At 70.0% G+C, this 25,059-nt stretch carries 21 protein-coding genes and 1 riboswitch; of the genes, 15 read left to right on the forward strand and 6 right to left on the reverse strand.

The features are described 5' to 3' along the window. Nucleotides 1-41 precede the first annotated feature (41 nt). Entirely contained in the window at nt 42-2,213 is a 2,172-nt protein-coding gene (locus ABT025_RS20310; protein WP_350996024.1) for a tetratricopeptide repeat protein, read from the forward strand. Between the two features lie 10 nt (nt 2,214-2,223). On the opposite strand, the gene ABT025_RS20315 is transcribed toward ABT025_RS20310, so the two are convergent. Together ABT025_RS20315 and ABT025_RS20320 are read right to left on the reverse strand one after the other, a co-directional pair. After that, on the reverse strand, nt 2,224-4,050 hold the full coding sequence (locus tag ABT025_RS20315) for a CDP-glycerol glycerophosphotransferase family protein (protein ID WP_350996027.1): 1,827 nt from the start codon (nt 4,048-4,050) through the stop codon (nt 2,224-2,226). Nucleotides 4,051-4,164: 114 nt separating this feature from the next. Then, nucleotides 4,165-4,644, reverse strand: coding sequence for a GtrA domain-containing protein (locus tag ABT025_RS20320; protein WP_350996030.1), 480 nt, complete (start codon nt 4,642-4,644; stop codon nt 4,165-4,167). Between the two features lie 295 nt (nt 4,645-4,939). Between ABT025_RS20320 and ABT025_RS20325 the strand changes: the two genes are divergently transcribed. Both ABT025_RS20325 and ABT025_RS20330 read left to right on the forward strand, forming a co-directional pair. Further along, on the forward strand, nt 4,940-5,566 hold the full coding sequence (locus ABT025_RS20325) for an HIT family protein (protein WP_350996033.1): 627 nt from the start codon (nt 4,940-4,942) through the stop codon (nt 5,564-5,566). 202 nt (nt 5,567-5,768) lie between these two features. Beyond that, nucleotides 5,769-6,461, forward strand: coding sequence for a hypothetical protein (locus ABT025_RS20330; RefSeq protein ID WP_350996041.1), 693 nt, complete (start codon nt 5,769-5,771; stop codon nt 6,459-6,461). Between the two features lie 373 nt (nt 6,462-6,834). On the opposite strand, the gene ABT025_RS20335 is transcribed toward ABT025_RS20330, so the two are convergent. Then, nucleotides 6,835-8,787 (reverse strand): GmrSD restriction endonuclease domain-containing protein, encoded by a 1,953-nt coding sequence (locus tag ABT025_RS20335; protein ID WP_350996044.1) that lies wholly within the window; start codon nt 8,785-8,787, stop codon nt 6,835-6,837. A gap of 64 nt (nt 8,788-8,851) precedes the next feature. Continuing rightward, nucleotides 8,852-9,157: a hypothetical protein gene (locus ABT025_RS20340; protein ID WP_350996046.1), complete on the reverse strand. Its 306-nt coding sequence runs from the start codon at nt 9,155-9,157 to the stop codon at nt 8,852-8,854. A gap of 362 nt (nt 9,158-9,519) precedes the next feature. Between ABT025_RS20340 and ABT025_RS20345 the strand changes: the two genes are divergently transcribed. The 5 genes from ABT025_RS20345 (at nt 9,520) to ABT025_RS20365 (ending at nt 15,970) form a co-directional block, all read left to right on the forward strand. Then, complete coding sequence (locus ABT025_RS20345; RefSeq protein WP_350996049.1) at nt 9,520-11,586, forward strand: phosphocholine-specific phospholipase C; 2,067 nt, start codon at nt 9,520-9,522, stop codon at nt 11,584-11,586. Between the two features lie 142 nt (nt 11,587-11,728). Then, nucleotides 11,729-11,838, forward strand: a riboswitch (SAM riboswitch). Nucleotides 11,839-11,884: 46 nt separating this feature from the next. Beyond that, on the forward strand, nt 11,885-12,310 hold the full coding sequence (locus ABT025_RS20350) for a hypothetical protein (protein WP_350996052.1): 426 nt from the start codon (nt 11,885-11,887) through the stop codon (nt 12,308-12,310). 158 nt (nt 12,311-12,468) lie between these two features. Next, nucleotides 12,469-13,764, forward strand: coding sequence for a cytochrome P450 (locus ABT025_RS20355; protein ID WP_350996054.1), 1,296 nt, complete (start codon nt 12,469-12,471; stop codon nt 13,762-13,764). Further along, a complete protein-coding gene (locus ABT025_RS20360) occupies nt 13,761-15,017 on the forward strand; it encodes a cytochrome P450 family protein (protein WP_502971990.1) in 1,257 nt (418 codons plus the stop codon). Before ABT025_RS20355 ends, ABT025_RS20360 begins: the two co-directional genes overlap by 4 nt. 47 nt (nt 15,018-15,064) lie before the next feature. Further along, nucleotides 15,065-15,970: a TIGR03854 family LLM class F420-dependent oxidoreductase gene (locus tag ABT025_RS20365; RefSeq protein ID WP_350996057.1), complete on the forward strand. Its 906-nt coding sequence runs from the start codon at nt 15,065-15,067 to the stop codon at nt 15,968-15,970. Between the two features lie 146 nt (nt 15,971-16,116). Here the strand turns inward: ABT025_RS20365 and ABT025_RS20370 are convergent, their stop codons facing one another. Next, entirely contained in the window at nt 16,117-17,010 is an 894-nt protein-coding gene (locus tag ABT025_RS20370; protein ID WP_350996060.1) for an oxidoreductase, read from the reverse strand. A gap of 125 nt (nt 17,011-17,135) precedes the next feature. Between ABT025_RS20370 and ABT025_RS20375 the strand changes: the two genes are divergently transcribed. Beyond that, nucleotides 17,136-17,972, forward strand: coding sequence for a helix-turn-helix transcriptional regulator (locus tag ABT025_RS20375; RefSeq protein WP_350996063.1), 837 nt, complete (start codon nt 17,136-17,138; stop codon nt 17,970-17,972). Nucleotides 17,973-18,098: 126 nt separating this feature from the next. Here ABT025_RS20375 and ABT025_RS20380 read toward each other — a convergent pair whose 3' ends face one another. Beyond that, complete coding sequence (locus ABT025_RS20380; RefSeq protein WP_350996066.1) at nt 18,099-19,148, reverse strand: aldo/keto reductase; 1,050 nt, start codon at nt 19,146-19,148, stop codon at nt 18,099-18,101. A 113-nt stretch (nt 19,149-19,261) separates the two neighbouring features. Between ABT025_RS20380 and ABT025_RS20385 the strand changes: the two genes are divergently transcribed. The 6 genes from ABT025_RS20385 (at nt 19,262) to ABT025_RS20410 (ending at nt 25,033) form a co-directional block, all read left to right on the forward strand. Next, nucleotides 19,262-19,735 carry a MerR family transcriptional regulator gene (locus tag ABT025_RS20385; protein ID WP_350996069.1) on the forward strand — a complete coding sequence of 158 codons (474 nt, stop codon included), beginning with the start codon at nt 19,262-19,264 and terminating at the stop codon, nt 19,733-19,735. A 69-nt stretch (nt 19,736-19,804) separates the two neighbouring features. Continuing rightward, a complete protein-coding gene (locus ABT025_RS20390; RefSeq protein ID WP_350996072.1) occupies nt 19,805-20,938 on the forward strand; it encodes an epoxide hydrolase family protein in 1,134 nt (377 codons plus the stop codon). Nucleotides 20,939-21,091: 153 nt separating this feature from the next. Next, nucleotides 21,092-21,283 (forward strand): hypothetical protein, encoded by a 192-nt coding sequence (locus ABT025_RS20395; protein WP_350996075.1) that lies wholly within the window; start codon nt 21,092-21,094, stop codon nt 21,281-21,283. Between the two features lie 47 nt (nt 21,284-21,330). After that, on the forward strand, nt 21,331-21,453 hold the full coding sequence (locus ABT025_RS20400; protein WP_350996077.1) for a hypothetical protein: 123 nt from the start codon (nt 21,331-21,333) through the stop codon (nt 21,451-21,453). Between the two features lie 161 nt (nt 21,454-21,614). Next, nucleotides 21,615-23,729 (forward strand): pectinesterase family protein, encoded by a 2,115-nt coding sequence (locus ABT025_RS20405; protein WP_350996079.1) that lies wholly within the window; start codon nt 21,615-21,617, stop codon nt 23,727-23,729. Nucleotides 23,730-24,025: 296 nt separating this feature from the next. Next, entirely contained in the window at nt 24,026-25,033 is a 1,008-nt protein-coding gene (locus tag ABT025_RS20410; protein ID WP_350996152.1) for a LacI family DNA-binding transcriptional regulator, read from the forward strand. The last annotated feature ends 26 nt before the right edge of the window (nt 25,034-25,059 follow it).

The raw sequence follows: 25,059 nt of genomic DNA on the forward strand, positions 1-25,059 counted from the left end.
GGGCGCATCGCGCGGAACACCGGGAACGGGGAGTGCGATACATGCTGGATCCCATTTCGCTGTCGGCCGTATCGGCTGTGACGACGGTGCTCGGCGCGGTCGGTTCGGGGATGGCCAACGAGGCGGGGAAATGGGCATGGGAGTCGACCGGCGGATTCGTCCGCCGGATCGCCGGCCGCGAGGTTCCGGCACCCACCAACCCGGGCGAACTGGACGACGTGGCAAGGCTGATGGTGGACCGGTTCCGCCGAGACCCCCGACTGGCCGCCTCCTGGACGGCGTTCGCGGCCCGGATGGAGGGCGGCATGCACGGGGCGGGCGGGGCACCCGTCTTCGGGGCCGGCCGGCCCTCACTCCCCGTGCCGACCAGGTTCTTCACCGACCGTAAGGCTGCACTGAAAGCCCTCGACCGTGAGGCCTCCCGCCGCGCGGACGGAACCCCGCGACTGGCCCTCGTGCACGGCGCGGAAGGCATGGGCACCAGCGAGCTGGCGGTGCACTGGGGCACGCGACAGGCCGGAAGTTTCCCCGACGGCCAACTGCACACGGACCTGGGAGCCGCATCCGGACCCGAAGGTGTGCGCGAGCCGGGCGCGGTACTGCGCGATCTCCTGGGCCAACTCGGCGTACCGGCCGAGGAGATGCCCACATCTGCCGCCCGCCTGAGCGAGTACTTCCGCCGCTGCGTGGCGGACCGGAAGCTGCTGATCGTCCTCGACCACGCGCACTCGGCCGCCCAGGTCCGGCCGCTCCTCACCTCGGCACCCGCGGTGTTCATGATCGTGGTGGCCCGCAGCCCGTTCCCGGGCCTCGACGCGGTACGGGTCCCCGTCGGCCCGCTCGCGGACAAGGACGCGGTCCGGCTGCTGACCAAGCTCCTCGACAAGCCCGCCCTCGCCGAGGCGCGGGCCGCCCTCCCCTCCGTCCTCGCGCGTTGCGGCGGATCGCCGTACGCCCTGCGGGCGGCAGCGCCCCGCCTCACCGTTCCGGTGTCCGACAGTTCCGCCGGCGGCGACCCCGTACGGGCAGCGGCGGAGGACACGTACCGCCTGCTGGAACCGGCGACGGCGAGGCTGTACCGGCTGATGGCGGTACGCGCCTGGCCCGCCGTCGACGCGGCCTCGGCCGCCCACGTGGCGGGCACGGCCCCCGAGGAGGCGGCGGCCAGCCTGGAGGAGCTGGCACAGGCCCTTCTCCTGGAGTGCGACACCACGGCCGACGGCCACGCCCGCTACCACTACCGCGCCGCGGTCCGCCGCCACGCGGAGGCCGCCGCCGTACAGGAGGACGGCATCGCCGGCTGCTCGGCCGCGATGGCCCGGATGCTGAACCGGTACGTCGACCTGTCGGTATCCACGGCCCATCAGGCACTGCCGGAGAGCTGGCGCGTTCCCGCCCCCTCCGCGGCGCGCAGGGGCCGCACGTACGAGAGCCGGGGCCAGGCCCTGGACGCGCTGATCGCGGAGGCCGGCAACCTGGTCCAGGCGGTCCACTGCGCGGAGGAGTCGGGTGACCCGGCATCCGCCGTGCGGATCTGCCGCTCCCTGTGGCCGCTGCAACTCAAGGCGGGCCACCACGAGATGCTGCTGCCCGCCCTCCGCATCGGAGCCCGCCTCGCGGACACCCACTGGCCGGGCACGGCGGACGCGGGCGCCCTGCACGCGCAACTGGCTCACACCTTCACTGAGTTGTACCGCTGGGACGAAGCGGAGACGGAGGCACTCGCGGCAATCCGGGCGGAGGAGGCGTCCGGCCACCGCCGCGGCCACGCATCGGCCACGGAGTTCCTGGGACTGCTCCGCCTGCGGCAGTGGCGATGGCAGGAGGCCCACTCGTGCTTCGACGAGGCGGGTACGGTCCTGGACGCCATGGCGGCGACGGACGAGGGAGCAGCCGACGTCCCGCGCGCACAGGCCCTGCTGGAGCGCCACCGCGGCCGGGCGCTGCGCGGACTGGGCAGGACCGAGGAGTCCCGGGAACGGCTGGAGACGGCACTGCGGTACTTCCGGGACCACGGCGACACGTACAACACGGCCAGGACCCTCACCGACCTCGCCGAGACGTACCTGGACACGTCGGAGACCAGGGCCGCACGCCCCCTGATCGAGGAGGCGGTCACGACTCTCGACGGGCAGAGCGCCGAGTATCACGTGGCCTACCTGCGGGGCATGCGCGAGCGCTGCGCTGCCCAGGAGCAGCGAGACACCGACTGACGCGATCCCTTCACTCCTCCCTGTGGTCGGGGGCCCGGACCACACGCACGCATGCGTCCCGGCCCCCGACGCGTACCAGGAACCCGTCATCCACCACACGCGCGAGCCGCGCTCGTACACCTTCGTCACTTCCGCTCCCCGGCCCGAGCAGCGCATGCAGAGCCGAGGCGCAGACGCCGGGGTCCACGCCGGCCCCCATCAACCGCAGGAGGTCACCCCGCCGCAGGCGGACAACGCAGGTGTCCGGCCCGACGACGAACGCGGCCAGCGAGCACCCCTGGTACCGCCGCAACACCTCGTCCGTCCAGACGGACGGAGACCCGAAGCGAGGATCATCGGGCGGCCCGTCCCGGAAGATGACATCGGCGAGATCCAACTGATCCACGTCACGGGTGTCCTCATGCACCGCGATGTGTACGTCCCCGCTCCCCGGCCCCGCAGCGGACGGGGATCCGCCCCACCGGGAGACGGACACCTCGCCCGGACGGTCGACCAGGGTGACCACGTGGAGCGGGGCGGTGACGGTGACCGTCGCGAGCCCCGGCAGGGGCAACGGCTCCAGGGTGGCGGCCCACTCCGGCTCAGCCGCACCCATCATCGAGTAGAACAACGCCCGCAACCGGACCGCGGCCTCACCCGGCACCGAGGTGGTGAACCCGGCCGGCCCGGGCAGCGGCCGATGACGATCGACGAGCCGCTCGACCTGCTCACGCAGCGGCTCCCCGGGAGCGAGCCGGGGAGCCTCCCGCATGAAGGCGGAGATCGGCGCGCCGGGATCGAGCTCGTGCAGCGGGGCGGCCGCCAGCAGCACCGGGATGCCGAGAGCCGCCGCGTAGTACGTCACCGAGCCGTGGTCCCCGATCACGGCATCGGCGGCGAGCAGAGCCTGCCGCCACCCCTCCAGCGGGTCGACCAGCACCAGCCCGCAACGCCGCGCCCGGTCGAGCCAGGCGCGGACCTGGCCGGGGCCGTGTCCGTGCCAGATATTGGGATGCAGGACGGCCGCGAACCGGTACTCGTCGACAGGGAACTCACGGGCGAGCCGGGGCAACAGGGCCGACAGCACATCACTCCCGCCCGTACCTCCATCGCTCCTGCCGCCCTCGTCTCCGCGCCCGTCTCCGAAGAGGGACTCGGGGTTCCAGGTGGAACTGAGGACGATCAGACGCTGCCCCGCCCGCACCCCGAGCGCACGCCGGAACCGCTCGCGGTAGGGGCGGGCGGCGAGCATCCGGTCGAAGCAGGGATCACCGGCGAGAACAGCGGTCGGCGCGGCCTCGGGACACGCGGCGCGCAGCCGGTCGACCTGTTCGGGATGGGAGAGGACGAGGGCGTCGGCGAGGGGCACACCGTCATCGGCCAGAACCCACTGAGGCGCGTTCCCGAAGACGGGCACACCGTCCGGCCCCGGCCCCGGCCCCGACCCGGTGTCCGGTGTCCGGTGTCCGGTGTCCGGTGTCGCCAGCCTCTTAGTGTATCCAACGCCATGTGAGAGGACGGCCAGCTTCCCCCGAAACGCCTCCAGTTGGCCGCCGAAGCTGGCGGAGAGCACCAGATCGACCGGTGTCTGCGTGGCCTGCTCCCACGGCAGGACGGGCACCCCGGTTTCGGCAAGCAGTTCGGCCGTGCCGGCGGAGAACGCCGACGACCCCGGGCAGGTGGCGAGGAGCTGGATCCGCAGATCGTCATCGAAGAGCGGCAGCACATCGAGGAGGCGTGTGGCGGCGGTGACGTTGTGCACGACGATCAGGACCCGCAGGCACGCCCCGCGTGTGACCCACCGCGCCGCGTCGCCCCCGACGGGTACCCGCACCCACCCGTCCAGCCTCTGTGCCACCTGCGGCCCCCGCTCGACTCACGGGCCGCGCTGCTGCCCGGCCGATCCGCCACGATATCCAATGGGCAGGGGGAACGACCGAACCGCGCAGCCCAGTACCCAGAGGCGTCGAACTCAGGCAGCCATGGCCACGGACGTCTTGCCGAGCGATGCTCCACGCGTCCCGCCCACCCTGCGCTCCCCGAAGACGACGACGCGCAGCAGCGCGAACCGCCCGGCGCCGGCGATCGCCGAAGCCGACAGGTAGACGCTCTGCTGAACGATCGCCGAAGGCTCGGACCGGACCGCGTACAGGCAGAGCAGCGCCCCGGTCGTGAAGGCGTAGCTCACGGCGACGGTCAGCCCCGACTGGAGGTGGACGCCCCACCCTCTGCGGTCACTGCGGAACGAGACCCGGCTGTGCAGCTCGGTCGCGATCACGGTGGAGACGACAGTGACCAGCGCATTGGCGAGGACCAGCGGCATCCGGTCGTGGAGGAGGACCAGAACACCGCTGGAGGCAACCCCGACCCCGCCACCGCAGATCACAAAGCGCACGAAGGCCACCAGGGCCGGGTGAAACGTGCGCGTCGGCTGGAGCGAAGGGGCGGTCACGAGTGGGCCTCCGAAGGCTGTGTGAAGCGGTGTGCTTATTCCACTCCAGAACCTACGGACCCGGCGTCCTCCGCACGACCCGGTTTCCCCCCGACCTCCCTGAGGGTTATCCCCCAGGGGAGGGTGGAGGCAGGCCCCGGAGAAGGGGGAACGCGGCACGGAGCTGGGTGTCGAAGTCCCTGAAGAGAGCGGCTGTTCACCCTGGGTGTACCGCGATCCGGAGCCCGGCGACCGACGCCCGGGGCCAGGCGCTCCCGTGCCGTCGGACAGAATCGGGCAACAGCAGTCTTCGGCCGTGGCGCTGCGACCCGACGAGTTCTACGCCCACGCACGGACCGCCGCGGATGGTGAGCGACGGCTCCCACTGGCCCGCATGACCGGTTGGGACGTCAGCCCGTTCGAGCCGGACGGCCTGCGCGTCGCGCCGATGCGCCCGCGGGTCCTGCCCGAACCGGCGCGGCACGGCGAGGACCCGGCGGACTGTGCCGCGTGCCGCGACCGTGACGAAGGGGTCTGGCTCGACGACCGCCGGCGGCTCACCCGGATTCCGGGCGTGGGTGTGCCGCTGGTGTTGATGCTGTATCCGCGTGACCACTACGACCTGGCGGACCTGCCTGACGAGCTCGCGGCCGAACTGGGGGTGCTGACCACTCATATCGCCCGCCATGTGCAGGCGTTGCCGCACATCTCACGGGCGCACGTCTACCGCATCGGCGACGGCGGTGCCCATCTGCACATCTGGTTCTTCGCCCGTCCCGAGGGGCAGGCCCAGCTGTACGGGTCGTGGATGCCCGTCTGGGACGACTTGCTGCCGGAGTATCCGGCGGACGTGGCCGAGGAGGACACCGCGATCGTGGCAGACGCGCTGGTCACCTCTTACGGAGGCCGCCGGTCGGCCGACGGCGAGCTGCCGTCCGCCTGACCGCCTTCGGCCCGGCCTGTTCCATTCGGGCGCGGCGTCCCGGTCGGCTCGCGCAGGCGATGCCAGAGGTCCGTCCCGCCACGCACGAGTTCGGCGGGACGGTCTGCCCCCGCGGAGGAGCGCCACCGTCACGGGGCGGTGGCAAGCTCTGGTCGGGACCGGCCCGGTCGGGACTGTCCGTGGCAGCGTCTATTCTCCCCCCATGCGATCTCACAGATTCCTCACCGGCGTGACAGCCGTGACTGCGGTGGTACTGCTCAGCGCGGGCTGCGGTTCCGACGACACTGCCGGTGGTGATGGAGCGAACGCTGCCGCGAAGGCTCTGCCCGTGGCCATCACCGGCCCGCAGGCGGACGTGCACATGCGCCCCAGCGGTGACGAGCTCAGGGTCACCCCCATCCCGGGGACCGGCGCTCCCCTGGAGCAGAAGGTGGAGCACGCGCTGCGCGAGGACGTGCTCAGCATCGCCAAGGTCCCCGGGAAGACCAGCGCCAAGTGCGCGGACGGGGTGACCAAGAAGGCGGGCGCGGTCAGCCAGTGCGTGGTGACGTACGAGGGGGCCGAGATCCCCTACGAGGTCAAGATCGGCGACAGCTACACCTCGGGCAGCAGCATCATCTCTTACACCAAAGAGCCCAAGAAGGGCCTGTTGGTCGGCAAGCTCGTCTACCAGCTGATCAACGAGCAGTACGGCTCCGGGTCGGGGCGCACGGACGCCAGCAAGGTCGCCTGCGAAAAGCTGCCCGCCGCGAAGACCTTCGCGTACGGTGCCGATACCGGATACACATGCCAGTACTGGGGCAAATACGCGGCCGAAGGCGAGCCGGGATACCGGACCCTGCAGATCAAGCTCGCGACACAGGGCTCCGGCTACGGCTTCAACGAGCTCGACTGACCTTCTGGCGGCCGTCGGACGTCTCCTGTCGGGGCGCTTCCCCCATGGCAACCAACGCCGGATGACCGAAAGACACCCCAGCCACAGTGCGGTGGGACTTCACGGGCCGGCCCGCCGCCCCCGAGGTCGGCTACGGGGGCTCCGGGAGTGCCTTCGTGACCCTGTGTGCAGAAGGACGCCATGGTGGATTCCATGGAGGGCCTGACCCGGTTCCGGGCTCCCCATCCCTGGGTGACGGAGGCGGGGCAGTTTGTTGAACTGGCCCGAGTCGAATGGAACTGGGCCTTTGCGCAGCCCAGTTGGGTTGACAACGTCCCCCGGCACCGCAAATGCGCGGAAGCCGGGGGACCCGGGACGCCAGGCCGGGCAGCCGTCAGGCCGCCGTCTGCTCCGTCCGCAGGTGACCGATGTAGCGGCGCAGCGCATCGGTGCTGTGGAACACCCGGTAGTTGCCCGCCTCAAGCACTGCCAGCTCGTCGGGGCTGGTCTCCGGGGCGAGGACGACCGGAACCCCCACCTCCTCCTGGAGCCCCTGGGGCCAGTAGGCGGCGGCGACGATGATCGCTTCACCCGTGCGCAGGTCGTTGACCTCGCAGTCCAGTTCCGGGGATGCGAGGTCGGCCTCCGCCAGCTCGGTGAGCAGTTCGGCGAGGCCCGGAACCTCGTCCTCGTCGCGGGGGTCGGCGACGGTCGCCGGCGCCGGGGGCGTGGCGAGCGTCGTAGACGTCTGCAGTTCCACGGGGGAGGGGCCGTCGTGGAGGGCCTGGAGGAAGCCGTTGGCGGCGGCGGCCAGGAGCTCGCGGCGGGCGGCGAGGAAGTCCGGGTACCTCTCGATCCGCCAGAGGTCACGGTCCATCGGAACCCATTGGGTGGCCAGCGTGCCCGGCATCCGGTCCTCGACCTCCTGCAGATACCCGGCCGGGTCCTTGGCGCCGATGTGCAGGTTGCTGTCCTGGGTGAGGAAGCAGAAGTTGGCCACGGCGTTCACCTCGGCCCGGCTGTATCCGTACTTGTACAGGCGGGCCTTCGGGAAGATGTGGTGCACCTGGAGGGAGCTGAGCCGGCCGAGCATGCCGTCCTTCAACGGCACACCGCTCACGAAGTCCTGTGCTCCGTACACCCGCGTCAGCAGGTAGAGCAGCGGATAGAAGCGTGAGCCCATGCTGGACCCGATGAAATCGTCCGCGTGCACATCGAGACGGCCACCGCGGCTGCGGCGCAGCACGTCGATCAACTGGTCGATGCCACCGTCGTCGAGTGCCTGGAGGTCCTGGTTCAACGCGGTTTCGGTCGATCCCGTGTGGCGGCCCCAGAGGAAGCTGTGCACGTACCAGTGGAAGAGGCGGTCGCGGGTCATGGCGTCCGGGAACCGTCCGCCGTGCCGGTGAAGCAGGCGGCTCATGACGGGGAACGCGGCGGTCCTGCCGTTCAGCACCCGTCCGTGGTCCAGGCCGAGCCTGCCACCGAGCGCGTTGAGCAGGTACGAGACCGAGTCGATGGTCTCCGTCAGGCCGGTGCGGAACTCCGGCACGCTCACCTTGTCGAGCTTGGAGAACTGAGCCTCGCCGGTGAGCACGGCGTTGGTGTTGCGCAGCAGCCAGTCGAGCTTGAAGTCGTACCCGGCCGCCGACCAGTCGCCCAGAGCCTGGTTCATGGTCGGTCGCGCTTCGGGCCACGCCGCGCAGATGGCGGCCAGCGCCAGGTCTCCCTTGGAGAGTTTGGTGCCACCGGAGTTCACGCGGTTGAAGATCTCGACGACCACGTCGATGGTCTTGTCCTCACCGGTGACCTCGTCGATGTGAACGATGCGTTCCTTGATCTGCGTGATGCGATTGAGGCGCTCGATGTACGTCGACTGGAGTGCCGTGTCTCCCTCGGCGAGTTGGGTGACCGCCAGCAACTGACTGCCCAGCCCGCCCTGGCACAGGGCGGTGACGTCCACCCAGACCGGGTTGCCCTTCATCTTCGTCGGGGCGTAGAACTCGAACGTCTCGTCCTGCAGATTGAAGTGCAGGCCGGTCAACGTGGAGGGATTGCCCTCGAAGAAGCGCGGCGGCCGGCCACGCGTCACGCCGTACAGAGTGGTGACCCTTTGCTGCCCGTCCAGCAGCAACTGAATGGTGCCGTCCTTCCCCGACGATTCGCCTCGCGTGTCGGCACTTTCCGCCTTGGTGCTCCAGGTGAGGAAGCCGCCGATGGGGTAGCCGCGATACAGCGACTGGAAGAATCCGCGCACCTGGTCGCGGGTCCACACATATCCGCGCTGAAATTCTGGGAGGGCGATATCGCCTGCGTCGACCTTGTCCAGGACCTGTGAGATTTGCACGTATGCAGCCCGCCCTCTCGACCCGGCGGAACCCGCCGGGACCAACACGTGATCAGCCGCAAAATTACCAGTGTTGGCCGATGCCGATGCCGATGCCGATGGCGATGACGGTTGCGGTGCGGGGGAGGAAGGGAAGGGCCCTTGAGGTGTCCTGTACGGTGCGGCCTTCGCCGATCCCGGGCGTGGGGCCGCGCGTGATCTCCGCCAGCAGTCGGTAGTGGTCCGCGGAGTGCGATTCGAAGTCCGTCCGGACGGACAGCCCGTCCAGAGCACCGTCCGGGCCGCGCCGCACATCCACTGACGCCCGGCCGAACTGGTGCTGGATGGTGTTCTGTTCAGCCTCGTCCGGCAGGTTGCGCACCTCGTCCAACGCGGCCCGGGTCCGTCGGCGCTGCTCCGGTCCGCTCGCATCAGCTGCGCGTACCCGGAGGCGGCCGAGAAATCGGTTGCCAGCAGCTCCAGCAGGATGGCCGGTTCCAGGGCGGTTTCCGCTGCCTCGCCAGCGCCTGGCCCTGCCTCCGGCAGGACGTGCAGGGCCGTGGTCAGTGCTGTGGCCGGGTGGGATGGCGCGGACGACGGGCACGGCGCAGGCTCCGACCCGCTCCGTCGCCGAGTGTTCGGCCTACCGCCACCCCGTGCACACTGCACGGGTCTTCCGCAGGGCACGTCGATTCTGGAACACTCCAGTCGCTTCCGCCCCCACATCCCCTCACCCTGCAGAGGCCCCCACTCATGGCAGAACTCAACCGTCGCCGCCTCCTGCAACTCGCCGGAGGAACGGCCGCCTACACCGCGTTGTCGAGCAGCATCGCCCGCGCCGCATCCCTTCCCGCGCGGGGCCGTACAGGCTCCCTCCGGGACGTCGAGCACATCGTCGTGCTGATGCAGGAGAACCGTTCCTTCGACCACTACTTCGGCACCATGAACGGCGTCCGCGGCTTCGGTGACCCGCGGCCCGTCACGCTGCCCAGCGGAAAGCCGGTCTGGCATCAGAAGGACCTCCTCGGCAGGGAGGTGCTGCCGTTCCGGCCGCCCGCCGACGAGCTCGGGATGCAGTTCCTCCGGGACCTGAACCACGACTGGGCGGGCGGGCACCGGGCGTTCAACAAGGGTGCGTACGACCAGTGGGTGCCCGCCAAGACCGCGACGACGATGGCTCACCTCACCCGTGAGGACATACCGTTCCACTACGCCCTCGCCGACGCGTTCACCGTCTGCGACGCGTACCACTGCTCGTTCATCGGGTCGACCGACCCGAACCGCTACTACCTGTGGAGCGGACACACGGGGAACGACGGGTCCGGCGGGGGCCCTGTGCTCGGCAACGACGAGGCGGGGTACGGCTGGACCACCTATCCCGAGCGGCTGGAGCAGGCCGGGGTGTCGTGGAAGGTCTACCAGGACATCGGTGACGGGCTCGACGCGGCCGGGTCCTGGGGGTGGATCAACGATGCCTATCGGGGCACGTACGGCGACAACTCGCTTCTGTACTTCAATAGTTACCGCGAAGCCCAGCCCGGAGATCCGCTGTACGACAAGGCGCGCACAGGGACCGACATCAAGAACGGTGGAGGGCTGCTCGATGACCTGAAGGCCGATGTCCGGGCCGGGACGCTGCCGAAGGTGTCCTGGATCGTCGCCCCGGAGGCGTACAGCGAGCACCCCAACTGGCCCGCGAATTACGGTGCCTGGTACATCTCGCAGGTCCTTGACGCGCTGACCGCCGACCCCGAGGTCTGGGGCCGGACGGCCCTCTTCATCACCTACGACGAGAACGACGGCTTCTTCGATCACGTCGTTCCGCCCTTCGTGCCGTCGGGGGCCTCGCAGGGCCTGTCCACCGTGGACACCTCCGCCGACTACTTCCCCGGGGACATCCGGTACGCAGCCGGGCCGTACGGGCTCGGCCAGCGGGTGCCCATGCTGGTGGTCTCCCCGTGGAGCACCGGTGGGTTCGCGTGTTCCGAGGTCTTCGACCACACCTCCGTGATCCGGTTCATCGAGCAGCGCTTCGGTGTGCGCGAGCCCAACATCTCGCCCTGGCGGCGGGCCGTCTGCGGCGATCTCACCTCGGCCTTCGACTTCCGCCGTACGGACACCTCGGACGTCTCGCTGCCGTCGACGGATGCCTACGAGCCTCCGGACCGTCTCCGGCACCCCGACTACGTCCCCGCGCCGCCCGCCACCGGCAGTGTGCCCAAGCAGGAGAAGGGGGCGCGCCCCACTCGGCCGTTGCGTTACGCGCCCTTCGTGGACGGCGCCGCCGATACGGCCACCGGCAAGTACCGGCTCACCTTCAGTGGCGGCGCCGCCGCAGGGGCGCAGTTCCTCGTGACTTCCGCGAATCGCACCGACGGGCCCTGGACCTACACCACCGAGGCCGGAAAGTCCCTCTCGGACAGCTGGAACACCGCCTACTCCAAGGGAGTGACCGACCTCACCGTTCATGGCCCCAACGGATTCCTGCGCACCTTCCGGGCGGACGGGAAGACAGCGGGGCCGGAGGTGACAGCTCGTCATGACGCCGCCACAGGTGGGCTTGAGCTGACCTTCGTCAATGGCGGTTCCGCGACCGTACGCCTGAGCGCGCGCAGTGCCGTCGGGTACGGGGGAGGGGTGCAGGCCTTCGCGGTCCGCGCCGGCGCGACCGTGAAGCACGTGCTTGACCTGCGGGGAAGCGGGAGTTGGTACGACGTCACCGTCGTCTCCGACGTGGACGCCACCTTCCTGCGGCGCTTCGCCGGGCACGTCGAGACGGGCCGGGCCGGTTCGAGCGACCCGGGCCTCGTCACCGGGTGAGTGGCCCCGGCCGGCGGGTGTCCGGGGGTGGGTGGGGCCCGTGGCCGGGCGCCACGCGCTCCGGACCACCCGCCGCTCCGGCGCTGCGCACTCCTGACCACCCGTCGGGGCCTGCCGTGTGCGTGGGTTGGAGTCGTGGACGGGTCATGAGTTCCAGTGCACAGCCCCGGCTTGCTGGACGGCACCCCGCTCCGCTGCGGGTGCTCCGGGTGACGACCTGCCCCGTGCGCAGGGTACGGGGAACAGCGGACCGCGGTGCAGGCACTCGGGGTCCTCACCCCGGAAGGCGAACCTCACCATGCTGCGTCATCTCACCCGGAACGACTCCGTGCGGAGCGACGACTGCACCCGCTATGCCGCGGGTCACCGCGTGCACTGGATCCATGCCAAGAAGTGCCTGCAGGAGCCGGGGCGGTCCGTCGAGATCCTGCTCACCTCCGGTGACGTCCGCGACGACGGATGGGTCGAACTGCGCCCCGCCTTCGCCTACTCGGGTGATCTCCCCGTGGTCTGGACGCACGCTCCCGGCGCGCTGCGGGAAACGCTCGCCGGTCACCGCGGGCGTGTGTACTGGCTGGAGCGCTGGCACGCGCTGAGGCTCGAGGAGGGTGAAGGCGACGGAGGCAGCGGACTTGGGGATGCGAGGGGTGCCGGGCTGGTCAACGTCGCTCTCCAGGGCGGGGATCTGTGCGAGGACGGCTCCGCCCGGGGCGGTACATCGTGATGCTTGTCAATTGTGTTGAGATGTCGCCCTGTTGCTCTGTTCAAGGTGCGGGATTGATCGCCGTTGACCGTTCCGGCGTCACATAAAATCCTTATAGTGAACGTGCGTTGATCGCATGATCATGACGCTTGCAGCTGTCGCCACAGGAGTCAGGACTCATGACGCGCCCCTCTTCCGCCGAACCCGCGCCGTCCACTCCTCCACCGCCTCCCGGCTGTCCGGCTCATACCGTGGCCGTGCCGCTCGGCGGGTCCGGGTTCCAGACCGAACCCCAGACCGTCTACCGCGCCATGAGGCGTGATCACGGGCCCGTCGTCCCCGTGGAACTGCCCGGCGGGTTCCCCGCCTGGCTGGTCATCGGGTACCGCGAACTCCATCAAGTCACCAGCGACGGCGAGCTGTTCCCCCGTGATGTCGGTCTGTGGAACCAGTGGCCCCACATCCCCGACGACTGGCCCCTGTTGCCGATGGTGGGGCGCCCCCTGCCGTCCATCTACTTCAGCGCGGGGGAGGAGCACCGACGGCACGCCCGTATGGTCGGTCCGGCCCTCGAAGGCGCCGATACGCATCAGATCCGCAGCCACTGCGAGCAGTTGGCCGACCGGCTCATCGACGACGTGTGCAGCCGCGGTACGGCCGACCTCGTCGCCGACTTCTGTGATCCGCTCCCCGTCCTCGTCCTCGCCCGGCTGATCGGGTTCCCCGACGCCGAAGGCGCCGACATCGCCCGGGTGTTGAAGGATCTTGCCGACGGCGGCCCGGACGCGCAGAGCGCCCATCTGCGGTTCGGGGAACACATGGCCCGGCTGGTGGCCACGAAGCGGGCCGCACCCGGGGACGACGTGACCTCGCGCATGCTCGCCTTCCCCGAGGCCTTCACCGACGAGGAGTACATGCTCGACCTGATGGCCATCACGGCCGCCGGGCACCTCACCACCGCCGACTGGATCAGCAACTCCCTTCGGCTGATGCTCACCGAGGACGAGTTCGCCGACTCCATGGCCCGCGGCCGGCGCAGCATCGGAGAGGCCATGAACGAGGTGCTCTGGGAGGACACGCCCACCCAGATACTCGCCGGACGCTGGGCCGTACGGGACACGCAGCTCGGCGGACAGCGGGTCAAGGCCGGGGACATGCTGCTGCTGGGGCTCGGTGCCGCCAACACCGACCCCCTGATCCGCCAGAGCATGTCGGACACCGGAGCATCCGCACAGGGCGGCAACGGCGCACATCTCGCCTTCAGCCACGGCGAGTACCGATGCCCGTTCCCCGCCCAGGAGATCGCCGAGATCATCGCCCGTACCGGCATCGAGGTCCTGCTCGACAGGCTGCCCGATCTCCAGCTCGGTGTCCCCGCCGACGAACTCGTGCGACGGCCTTCCGCGTTCCTTCGAGGCTCCACCGCGCTCCCTGTTCGGTTCACCCCCGTTCGTACGACAGGAGACTTCTCGTGAACTGCTCTCACGCCGCCGCCCAGGCAGCAGCCCAGGACGGCGGGACCGTCGTCATCGACCCGATGGTCCAGGACCTGGACGGTGAGACGGCGCGGCTGCGCGACGCCGGGCCACTGGCCCGGATCGAGCTGCTCGGTGTTCCGGCCTGGACCATCACCCGGCACGCGGACGCCCGGCAGCTCCTGCTCGATCCGCGGCTGGTGAAGGACCTCGACGCCTGGGGGCTGTGGCAGAGCGGCGAGGTGACGCACGCGTGGCCGCTCATCGGGATGATCGACGCCGGCCGGTCCATGTTCACCGTCGACGGCGACGAGCACCGCCGGCTGCGGACCAAGACCTCCCAGGCGCTCACGCCCCGCCGGCTGGAGGCGATACGCCCCGACATCGAGAAGTTCACCGAGGAGCTGCTGGACGCGCTCGCCGAGGGTGGCAGGGGCGGAGCCGTCGTCGACCTCAAGTCCGTGTTCGCGCAGCCGCTGCCCATGCGCGTCGTCGGCATGCTGATGGGGGTCGACCCCGCCGCGAACGCCATGCTGACCCGCCGGTACAAGGCCTTCTTCTCGATGCTCACCCCGCAGGACGAGCGCCTGGCCCTCCTCGCCGACCTGGACGTCTTCTACGCCGGGCTCGTACGGGAGAAGACCGCGCGGCCGACCGACGACCTGACCTCCGCGCTCATCCTCGCCGACGAGGGCGGCGAACCGCTGACCGAGGAAGAGGTGATCGGCAACCTCAAGGCGATGGTCGCGGCCGGGCACGAGACCACGATCGGGCTCATCCTCAACGCCGTACGCGCCCTGCTGGCCAACCCCGACCAGTTGCGGATGGTCCTCGGCGGGGAGGTCTCCTGGCAGACCGTGATCGAGGAGACCCTGCGGTGGGACACCCCGACCACCCACCTGCTGATGCGGTTCGCCACCGAGGACATCCAGGTCGGTGACGGCGTCATCGCCAAGGGCGAGGGAGTGGTCATCTCCTACCGGGTGATCGGCCGCGACCCGGAGCAGCACGGCCCCGACGCCGACGCCTTCGACATCACCCGCCCCACCCCCATCCGGCACATGACCTTCGGTCACGGCCCGCACATCTGCCCCGGTGCGGCGCTCTCCCGCGTCGAGGCGGGGATCGCCCTGCCCGCGCTCTTCGGGCGCTTCCCCGAACTGCGGCTCGCGGTGCCGGATGCGGACATCCGCAAGCTTCCCGTGATGACGCAGAACGACATGGAGGCCTTTCCTGTTCTGCTCGGTGGCTGAGACCGGGTGGCTGCGCCCTCTCCGTACGCGCGCGTATCGTGAGCGCCATGAAGATCCGTTTCGGTGTGGGACTCGGTGCCGGTCCATCCCTGTCGGATTTCAGCCGGATCGTCGACCGTCTCGAAAGCGGCGGAGTGGATTCGCTCTGGCTGTCGGAGCAGGTCTGTTCGGACGCGGTCGATCCCTTCATCGGCATGGCGCACGCCCTGTCACGGACGAGCCGGCTGAAGGTCGGTACGTCGGTCGCGGTGCTTCCGGGGCGTCACCCGGTGCTGGTCGCAAAGCAGTTGGCGTCCCTGGCCGGTCTTTCGCCCCGGCGCGTGCTCCCGGTGTTCGGGCTCCAGCCCGCCCGGACCGGCGAGCGTGAGCTGTTCCCCGCACCCGAGGGACGGCGCGGGGCGCTGTTCGACGAGTCCCTGGAGCTGCTGCGGGCCTCACTCAGCGGGGAAGTCGCCGGATTCGAAGGGGAGTTCCTCAGAGTCGACGCCGCACGGATCGGGCCGCTGCCCGCGAGGCCCTTGGACATCTGGCTCGGGGGCAGCGCACCCGCAGGACTGCGCAGGGTCGGGCGGTACGGGGACGGATGGCTCGGGTCGTTCCTCACCCCCGAGGCCGCCGGACGGGCCCGCGAGGCCATTCAGGCCGCGGCGGCGGAAGCGGGCCGGGAGATCGAGCCCGACCACTTCGGGATCAGCCTCACCGTCGCCGAGGGCGGCATCCCGGACGACCTCGCCCAGGTGATTCGGCGGCGCGTTCCGGAGAGCGACCCCGGGGATCTCGTGGCTGCCGGCTGGCCGGAACTGCACCGGCTGCTGGACGCGTACATCGAGGCCGGCCTGACCAAGTTCGTGATCTATTCCGCCGGGGCCCGGGCCGCCGATCCTTCCACCGACGCCTCCATCGACGCCTTCCTGGACCGGTTCGAGGCGGAGCTGCTGCCACGGCAGAACTGAACGGTCACTCACACGGTCGGGACGTACGGGCCCTGTTCCTCGGGCGGGACGTCCAGGGCCTGTTCCTCGGCCGGCCGCGACCCAGCGCGCGGCCCGGCCCGGGGGACACCGCGCCGTCCGCTACAGCGGCGGCCGGGCGGGGCCGCCTACTTGCGCGCGTCGTCTTCCTGGACGAAGTCGGTGGAGCGGGCGAGTCCTTCCCAGGTGTTCAGATCACGGTCGACGGCGTCGCGTCCGGCGCGGACGAGGCGCAGCGCGTCGGAGCCGAGGACGAGGTGGGCGGGCGGGTCGGGTGTGTCGAGGATGTGCAGGACGGCGGCGGCTGCGTGGGCCGGATCGCCGAGCTGCCGGCCGTCGGCCTGGTGGCGTGCGGCGCGGATGGGTTCGAAGAGATTGTCGTAGTCGGGGATGGTGCGCGGAACGCGGGTCATCGAGCGTCCGGCCCAGTCGGTGCGGAAGGAGCCGGGCTCGATGGCGGTGACGTGGATGCCGAAGGCGGTGACTTCCTTGCCGACGGATTCGAGGATGCCTTCGAGTGCGTATTTGCTGCCGCAGTAGGCGGACACTCCGGCGAAGCCGGCCAGGCCGCCCATGGAGGTCACGGCCAGAATGTGTCCCCGGCGCCGTTCACGCATGAAGGGCAGGACGGCCTGGACAGTGGATGCGGCGCCGAAGACGTTGACGTCGAACTGGGCGCGCAGGTCCGCCAAGGGCGTCTCCTCGAAGGTCCCTTCCAGGCCGTAGCCGGCGTTCGCGATCAGCACGTCGATCGGGCCGACGGTCTTCTCCACCTCATCCACCACGGCGAACACGGCTTGGTCGTCGGTGACGTCGAGGATGCGGGCATGGGCGAGTTCCGGGCTGAGGGCGGTGAAGGCCTGTGCGTCGGCGTCCTTGCGGACGGTACCGATGACGGTGTGGCCAGCGTCCAGCGCGGCGGTGGCGAAGGCGCGGCCGAGGCCGCTGCTGACGCCGGTGATCAGAAGGATCCTGGCCGTGCTGGGCACGGCCGCTCTCTTCAGCGGAGGGTTCCTCACCATTGGCTCCTTCATGTTGGCAAGTCCTGCCACCAGCCTGAGCGGGCCGGGGGGAGCGAACCAGGGCGGCGCGTGCCTGGGCACGGCGCACCCAGGCACGCGGAGTGGATGCGGCCTAGCCTGGAGGGATGACCAGTAACGATCTCGGAGATTTCCTGCGTGCCCACCGCGCCCGCCTGCAGCCCGACGACGTCGGGCTCGCCTCCTACGGTGCGCGCCGGGTGGCGGGGTTGCGGCGGGAGGAGGTCGCCGTCCTGGCCGGGATGAACAGCGACTACTACGCCCGTCTCGAACAGGGCCGAGAGCGCGGCCCCTCCTCGCAGATACTCGAAGCGATCAGCAGCGCGCTGCGGCTGGACGACGAGGCGCGGGAGCACATGTACCGGCTGGCGGGCACCGCACCGGAGAGTGAGCGGCCGCAGCCGAGCGAGGCGGTCAGTCCCGCGCTGCGGCAGCTGCTGGACGGGTATCCGAACGCCGCGGCGTTCGTCCTGAACCCGGCCAACGACTTCCTGGCTTCGAACGCGCTGGCCGACGCACTGTTCTCGCCGTTCGAGGACGTGGACAACATGGCCCGCATGACCTTCCTCGACCCTGCCGGACGGAGTTTCTTCACGCGGTGGGGGCGGGCGGCGGAAGCGGTCGTGGCCGGACTGCGCCATGCCATGGGGCTGGACCCGCACTATCGGCGCCTGCACGACCTCGTCGGCTCCCTGACCGAGCAGAGCGAGGAGTTCGCCGCCCTGTGGTCCTCCCACACCGTGCACGGGAAGTCCCGTTCCGGAAAGGAACTGCTCCACCCCGACGTCGGCCCCCTTGATCTCGTCTACCAGACCTTCGACGTCCGCGGCGCGCCGGGCCAGCAGCTGGTCATCTACCACGCCGAACCGGGAAGCCCCAGTGTTCAGGCGCTGTCCCTGCTCGGCAGCCTCCACGCCACACGGCACCAGGAGTCCGCCACGTAGCCGCCGCCAGGGCTCACCGCCGGCCCGCCCGGCACGGCCGCCGGGTCGGCCGAGTCACCAGACTCGCACGGCGCAGGTCCGTGACGCCCTGAATGGCGGGCCCGGCCGTTACCGCGATGGAGCCACTCAGGCTGCCGGTCGGTCGGCGAGCGGGCGGCGCCGCAGGGCGGTCTCGGTCAGTGATCGCGGTGGGAACGAGGTTGCGGGGTTGTACAGGTTCGTCCCGGGCGGCACGATCTCGTCGATCCGGTCGAGGGCCGCATCGTCCAGGGTGAGCGCGGCGCCCCGGAGCAGGTCCTCCAACTGTTGCATGGTCCGCGGTCCGATGATCGCCGAGGTCACGGCCGGGTGGGCCACGGTGAAGGCTATGGCGAGTTGCGGGAGGGTGCAGCCGATGCTTCTCGCGAGGTCGACGAGCTGTTCGACGGCGTCGAGCTTGGCGGTGTTCTCGGCGATCGCGGGATCGAAGAACGCCGGCCGGAGCGCGGCACGTCCGGAATTCAGGTCGATGGGCTGATCCCTGCGGTGTTTGCCGGTGAGGAATCCGAAGGCGAGGGGGCTCCAGACCATGACCCCCATGCCGTAGCGCTCGCAGGCGGGCAGGAGCGAGGCTTCGATCGCGCGGGCCAGGATCGAGTAGGGCGGCTGGTCGGTGCGGAAGCGCCCGAGGCCGCGCCGTTCGGAGACGTGGTGTGCCTCGACGATCTCGTCGGCCTGGTAGTTCGAGCAGCCGAAGGCCCGGATCTTCCCCTGGTGCACGAGGTCACTGAGTACGGAGAGGGTCTCCTCGATGTCGGTGGAGTGGTCGGGGAAGTGGACCTGGTAGAGGTCGATCCAGTCGGTTTTCAGGCGCCTGAGGCTGTCCTCGACCGCCTTGAGGATCCAACGTCGTGAGTTGCCACCGCGGTTTCGGCCCTCACCCATCGGGAAGTGGACCTTGGTGGCGAGTACGACGTCGTCACGGCGCCCCCGCAGCGCCTTTCCCACGATCTCCTCGGACTCGCCCTGTCCGTACATGTCAGCGGTGTCGACGAAGTTGATTCCCTGGTCGAGGGCGGCGTGGATGATGCGGACGCAGTCCTCGTGATCGGAGTTGCAGCCGTCCTGGAACATCATGGTCCCGAGGCAGTGGACGCTGACCTCGATACCGGTCCTGCCGAGAGTGCGATAGCGCATGGAGAAGCCCCTTGTCCGTTCAGCCCGGGATGCGGAGCGACAGAAGTGTCGGCCGCACGAGGGACCCTAGGATCTGGAGTCGGCTCTAGATCAAGCCCGTTACCCTGACTGGCATGGTCGAGACCACTGCAAGTCTGAGCATCGGACAGGTCGCCGAACGCACCGGCTTGAGCGTTCACGCGCTGCGCTTCTACGAGCGTGAGGGCCTCTTCGTCAATCCCGTGCGACGAGGGCCCGGCGGGCGCCGCTTCTACGGCCAGGATGACGTCGACTGGCTGACCGTCTGCATCATTCTCCGCGCCTCGGGCATGCCCCTGCCCGCGCTCAGGCGGTACACCGACCTCGTCAGAGAAGGGACCGGCAACGAGAAGGAGCGGCTCACGCTCATGCGCGAGCACCAAGCGCACGTCACTGCCCAGATCGGCAGGCTCTCGGAGTCCCTGGACCTGATTCGCTTCAAGGTCGGGGTGTACGAAGACTTCATCGACCGGGGCGACGCCACCACCCGTCAATGCCACGCCCCGTCCCTTGCGGCCGACGAGGAACGCACACCGCTGCCTCGCCACGACGACGCATCGGTCGAGTAGCCGGCACCGCTCCACGGGGCCCGCCACCTTCTGCCGCCTCCCGCCACTCCCCGGAATTCCGGAGCCCCCATGACCCCCCACGCTGCCCTGATCTCCGTACCGGAGACCGAACTGAACGAACTGCGCTCACGGCTGCTCAACACCCGCTGGCCGACCCCCTGGCCCGCCACCGGCTGGGAGGCAGGCACCGACTCCGGTGAACTGCGACGCCTCGTCACGTACTGGGCCTCCGCATACGACTGGCGTGCCCACGAGGCCGCCATCAACGACCTGCCGTCCCATTTCGCCGATATCGACGGAACCCCCGTCCACTACCTTCGCTTCGACGGCGAACACTCCGGAGCCCTGCCGGTCGTCCTGACCAACGGGTGGCCCAGCTCCTTCATCGAACTGACCGCCCTCGCCCGCCGGCTGGCCGAGCCGTCGCGGTACGGAGGCGACGCAGCCGACGCGTTCACCGTCATCGTCCCCTCGCTGCCCGGATTCGCCTTCTCGCCTCAACGGCCCTCGCTCGCTCGGCCGCCGCAGACACATGAGATCTGGCACCGGCTCATGCACGACGAACTCGGCTTCGAGCGCTATGCCGCGCACGGGGGCGACCTGGGTGCCGGCATCACCTCCCGGCTCGGCGAAGCTCACCCCGAGGCAGTGGTGGGCATCCATCTGATGGCCGTCGCCGGCCCGGCCGCCCATGACGCCGCTGATGTCACCCCCGAGGAGCAGGCGTACCTCGATTCCGTCGCAGTGTGGTCCGCGGAAGAGGGCGGGTACCAGCACCAACAGAGCACCCGCCCCCTGACGCTGAGCTATGGCCTGGCCGACTCGCCGACCGGGCTGCTTGCCTGGATCGTCGAGAAGTACCGTGCGTGGAGCGACTGCGGTGGTGACCTGTCGTCCCGGTTCAGCGACGACTTCCTCCTCACGCAGGCGTCGCTCTACTGGTTCACCCGCACCGTCTCGACCTCCTTCCGGCCCTACTACGAATACGCCCAGCGGCTGACGAGGAGGGTCGAGCGGGTCGACGTGCCCACGGCCCTCGCCCTGTTCCCGGCCGACCTCACCCAGCCGCCCCGCAGTTGGGCCGAGCGCACGTACAACATCACGAGGTACACGCGCATGCCTCGCGGCGGACACTTCGCCGCCCACGAAGAGCCCGAACTCCTTGCGCACGACCTCACCGAGTTCTTCCGCGCACACCGGTGAACTCGGCATCATTCGAAATGCCGAACATTGCGGAGTCGCACCGCATCGCCGGACTTCCTCAGCCGGTGGCATTCACGGCAACCACACGCTCCTCCGTGGCGACTGCGGTACGAGCCCGCGCTCCTCCCGTACCCGAACGCAGGAGGTCCCCTCATGAGCCGTACCACCCGCAGAAGGATCCTCGCGGTCCTCCCCGCCGCGCTTCTCCTGGCCCTCGTGCCGGGCAGCGCGTCCGCTCGCCTACTGACCCTGCTGAGCGCCCTGCTGCTCGCGCCGGTCCTGGGGCAGCCGGCACCCGCATCGGCGGCCGAGGGGCGCCCGTACAGCAACCCGGCCAAGGCGTAGCAGGGGGCGGCCCCCGGATCTCGTACCGCAACGGCAACTACTGGCTGGTGACAACGAGTTGGAAGACCCACCTCGTCCACTCCGCCGGCGGTTGCTGGACCCCCGACCACAGCCTCGGTCTGCTCACACTCACCGGCACCGATCCGCTGTCCGCGTCCTCCTGGGCGTAGAACGCGGATCCCGTGTTCCGGAGAACCGACCCGGCGGGGGTCTACGGGCCGGGGCGCAACGGGTTCTTCACGTCTCCCGGCGGATCGCCCGGCAACCATGCGTCCGCCGGTGGCGACCAGTACCTGCACGCCACATCTCCTCGACGGGAACGGTTCAGGTCATGACAGTGGAACGCCGAACGGCACAGCACGCCCCCCACGCGCCGGCAGGCAGCAGCCACCGCAGCCGCAGAGCGCGACTGGCCCTGGCGGCAGTGGTCGCCACCGCCCTCGCGGCCGGAGCCGCCGCCACCACGGCGAACGGACTGTCCGGAGCGCAGGACGCTCCGGACACGGTCGCAGCAGCAGCCTTCTCCTCCGCAGCCTCCTCCTCGGTCCGGGCCGAGGAGGAGGCCGACGGCTACGCCTCGGTCAGTGCCTTGGGGCAGGACGGCACGTACGGAGGGCGCGGCGGCCGGACCGTGACCGTGCGCACCCTCGCCGACCTGGAGAAGTACGCGACGGCGACGGAGCCCTACGTCATCGTCGTCGCGGCGGCCATCGCCATGGATCCCAAGGGCAAGGAGATCAAGGTCGCCTCGGACAAGACGATCATCGGCTCCGGCACCTCCGGTCACATCGTCGGCGGTGGCTTCTTCCTGGGGCAGGGAGTGCACAACGTCATCATCCGCAACCTGACGATCCGGGACTCCTACGCGGGAATCTGGAACGACAAGGACCACGACTGGGACGCCATCCAGATGGACGGCGCCCATCATGTGTGGATCGACCACAACGACCTGCGGAACATGGCCGACGGACTGATCGACAGCCGCAAGGACACCACGTACCTCACCGTGTCCTGGAACCGGCTCCAGCACGACAACAAGGCCTTCGGGATCGGCTGGACGGAGAACACCACCGCCGACATCACGATCCATCACAACTGGTTCCACGAGACCGAGCAGCGCAACCCCTCGACCGACAACGTGGCCCACGCGCACCTGTACAACAACTACCTCCAGGACGACCCGGGCACGGACATCACGGCCAGTTACGGCAACTACGCCCGCGGGCACACCGACATGGTCCTGGAGAACAGCTACTTCGAGGGCCTGAAGAACCCCGTCACCCGGGACGGCACCGCCACCCTGGTCCAGCGGGGCAGCATCTTCGCCGGTACGAGCGGACGCAACGAGAGCGGTGGCGGGACGTCCTTCGACCCTCACGCCTCCTACGCCTACACGCTCGACAGCGCCGCCGAAGTGCCCGCGCTGGTGAAGGCGGGAGCAGGGCCGCGCTCCACGACGGTGACGGGGTCCACCGCCGCCGCGGCCGCCACCACCCTGACCGTCGCCGAGGACGGCAGCGGTCAGTACGACACCGTGCAGGCCGCCGTGGACGCGGTTCCCGCCGGGAACACGGCCCGCGTCGTCATCGCCATCGCGCCGGGCACCTACCGCGAACCGGTGAAGATCCCCTCGACCAAGCAGAACGTCACCCTCCAGGGCACAGGACCCAGTCGCAAGAGCACCGTCATCGTCTACGACAACGCCTCGGGCACACAGAAGCCCGATGGGTCGGGCACGTACGGAACGGGCGGCAGCGCGACCGTCGCCGCCGAGGCGGACGGCTTCCAGGCCCGCAACCTCACCGTCGCCAACGACTTCGACGAGGCGGCGCACCAGGGCATGAGCGGGCTGCAGGCCGTCGCGCTGCGCACCGCGGCCGACAAGGTGTTCCTCGACTCGGTCATCACCGAGGGCGACCAGGACACGCTGCTCCTCGACACGGCCGCCAAGGACAGGCTCGGCCGTGTCTACATGAGGAACTCCAACGTCGTCGGCAACGTCGACTTCATCTTCGGCCGGGCGAGCGCAGTCATCGACGCCTCGGTCATCACCCTGAAGAAGCGGTGGGACGGCAGCTCCGCGGGCTACATCACGGCCCCGAGCACGGCCGCCGACCGCAAGGGCTTCCTGATCAACAACTCCACGGTCAACGGTGACGTCTCCGCGGCGAGCTTCTACCTCGGGCGTCCCTGGCACGCGGGCGGCGACGCCGCGCTCGACCCGATGACCACCGTCCGCGACACCACCCTGAGCGCCGCGATCCGGCCGGCGCCGTGGACCGACATGAGCGGATTCTCCTGGAAGGACGACCGGTTCGCGGAGTACGGCAACGACGGACCGGGCGCCGGGGCGGCGAGCGGCGACCGGCCGCAGCTCAGTGACAGCGGGGCGGCCGGGCAGGAGATCGCCGACTGGCTGGGGAGCTGGACCCCGTCGGCCTCCTGAGCCGCACGGAACCGCGCGTCCCCCTGATGTTCCGCGCCGTGGGCCGGGCATATCGTGGCGGTAGCCGAAAGGTCGCCGCCACGGCAGGTCCCGGGCGGCGGGCCGCCGGGACATCGAGTCGAAGCGCTTCGACAGCGCTATGGACACGCTGTGTGGGCAGGTCTAGGCTCGAATCATCCGGGCATGTCACAGGCGGAGCAGGCGAAGTCGAAGCGCTTCGCCGCATCTGACTGGAACTGCCGGTGCAGGCCGGTTTCCGTGCCGGTGTCCGACGATGTCCCTTGATGGAGAGCCGAATGGTCACCCTTGCCGAGGTCGCGCAGCACGCCGGAGTCTCCGCGAGCACGGTGAGCTATGTCCTCAGCGGGAAGCGGTCCATCTCGGTCCCCACCAGGGAGCGGGTGGAGTCGAGCATCCAGCAGCTCGGCTACCACCCCAACGCCGGTGCGCGGGCGCTCGCCAGCAGCCGGTCGAACATCATCGCGCTCATGGTGCCGCTGCGCACCGACATGTACGTCCCCGTGATGATGGAGATCGCCATCGCCGTCGCCACCACGGCCCGCACCCACGGCTACGACGTCCTGCTCCTCACCGGTGAGGAGGGCCCCGCCGCTGTGCGGCGCATCGCCGGCAGTTCGCTGGCCGACGCGATGATCCTCATGGACGTCGAGCTCCACGACGAACGGCTGCCGCTGCTGCGCGACACCGACCGGGCCGCCGTGCTCATCGGGCTGCCCGCCGACACCGAAGGGCTGACCTGCGTGGACCTCGACTTCGAGGCGACGGGGGCGCTCTGCGTGGACCATCTCGCCGGCCTCGGCCACCGCGAGGTCGCCGTGATCGGTGAGGCGGCCGCGGTGTACGAGCGGCACACCGGATTCGCCGAGCGGACGGTCGACGGGATACGCGCCAAGGCGCAGGAGACCGGCGTACGGGTGCTGCACCGGCCCTGCGAGGGCGGCTACCCGGCGATGGCGCAGACCCTGTCCCGGATCTTCGACGAGCGCCCCGGCACCACCGGGTTCATCGTGCAGAACGAGTCGGCGGTGGAGCCGCTGCTCAACCTCCTGCGCCAGCAGGGCCGGGCCGTGCCCGAGGACGTGTCGGTGGTGGCGATCTGCCCCGAACAGGTGGCCACCCAGGCCTCGGTGCGGCTCACCTCGGTGGCCATCCCCGCGCAGGAGATGGGGCGCCGCTCGGTCGAGCAGGTCGTGGCCAAACTCTCCGGCCGCGGCACGGACGAAGTCGAGCTGCTGGCACCCGAGCTGACGGTGCGTGAGAGCACCGGGCCCGCCCCGCGGTAGGGCCAGGTGCGGACGCGCCCACGAGC

The sequence above is a fragment of the Streptomyces sp. NPDC002809 genome, from assembly GCF_040295435.1.
In the GTDB taxonomy this organism is placed as follows: domain Bacteria; phylum Actinomycetota; class Actinomycetes; order Streptomycetales; family Streptomycetaceae; genus Streptomyces.

Coding starts and splice junctions, on each gene's coding strand:
- ABT025_RS20375 (WP_350996063.1), top strand. CDS start 17,136: ATGACCAGTAACGATCTCGGAGATTTCCTGCGTGCCCACCGCGCCCGC.
- ABT025_RS20405 (WP_350996079.1), top strand. CDS start 21,615: ATGACAGTGGAACGCCGAACGGCACAGCACGCCCCCCACGCGCCGGCA.
- ABT025_RS20345 (WP_350996049.1), top strand. CDS start 9,520: ATGGCAGAACTCAACCGTCGCCGCCTCCTGCAACTCGCCGGAGGAACG.
- ABT025_RS20380 (WP_350996066.1), bottom strand. CDS start 19,148: ATGCGCTATCGCACTCTCGGCAGGACCGGTATCGAGGTCAGCGTCCAC.
- ABT025_RS20365 (WP_350996057.1), top strand. CDS start 15,065: ATGAAGATCCGTTTCGGTGTGGGACTCGGTGCCGGTCCATCCCTGTCG.
- ABT025_RS20330 (WP_350996041.1), top strand. CDS start 5,769: ATGCGATCTCACAGATTCCTCACCGGCGTGACAGCCGTGACTGCGGTG.
- ABT025_RS20390 (WP_350996072.1), top strand. CDS start 19,805: ATGACCCCCCACGCTGCCCTGATCTCCGTACCGGAGACCGAACTGAAC.
- ABT025_RS20310 (WP_350996024.1), top strand. CDS start 42: ATGCTGGATCCCATTTCGCTGTCGGCCGTATCGGCTGTGACGACGGTG.
- ABT025_RS20395 (WP_350996075.1), top strand. CDS start 21,092: ATGAGCCGTACCACCCGCAGAAGGATCCTCGCGGTCCTCCCCGCCGCG.
- ABT025_RS20350 (WP_350996052.1), top strand. CDS start 11,885: ATGCTGCGTCATCTCACCCGGAACGACTCCGTGCGGAGCGACGACTGC.
- ABT025_RS20410 (WP_350996152.1), top strand. CDS start 24,026: ATGGTCACCCTTGCCGAGGTCGCGCAGCACGCCGGAGTCTCCGCGAGC.
- ABT025_RS20370 (WP_350996060.1), bottom strand. CDS start 17,010: ATGGTGAGGAACCCTCCGCTGAAGAGAGCGGCCGTGCCCAGCACGGCC.
- ABT025_RS20355 (WP_350996054.1), top strand. CDS start 12,469: ATGACGCGCCCCTCTTCCGCCGAACCCGCGCCGTCCACTCCTCCACCG.
- ABT025_RS20385 (WP_350996069.1), top strand. CDS start 19,262: ATGGTCGAGACCACTGCAAGTCTGAGCATCGGACAGGTCGCCGAACGC.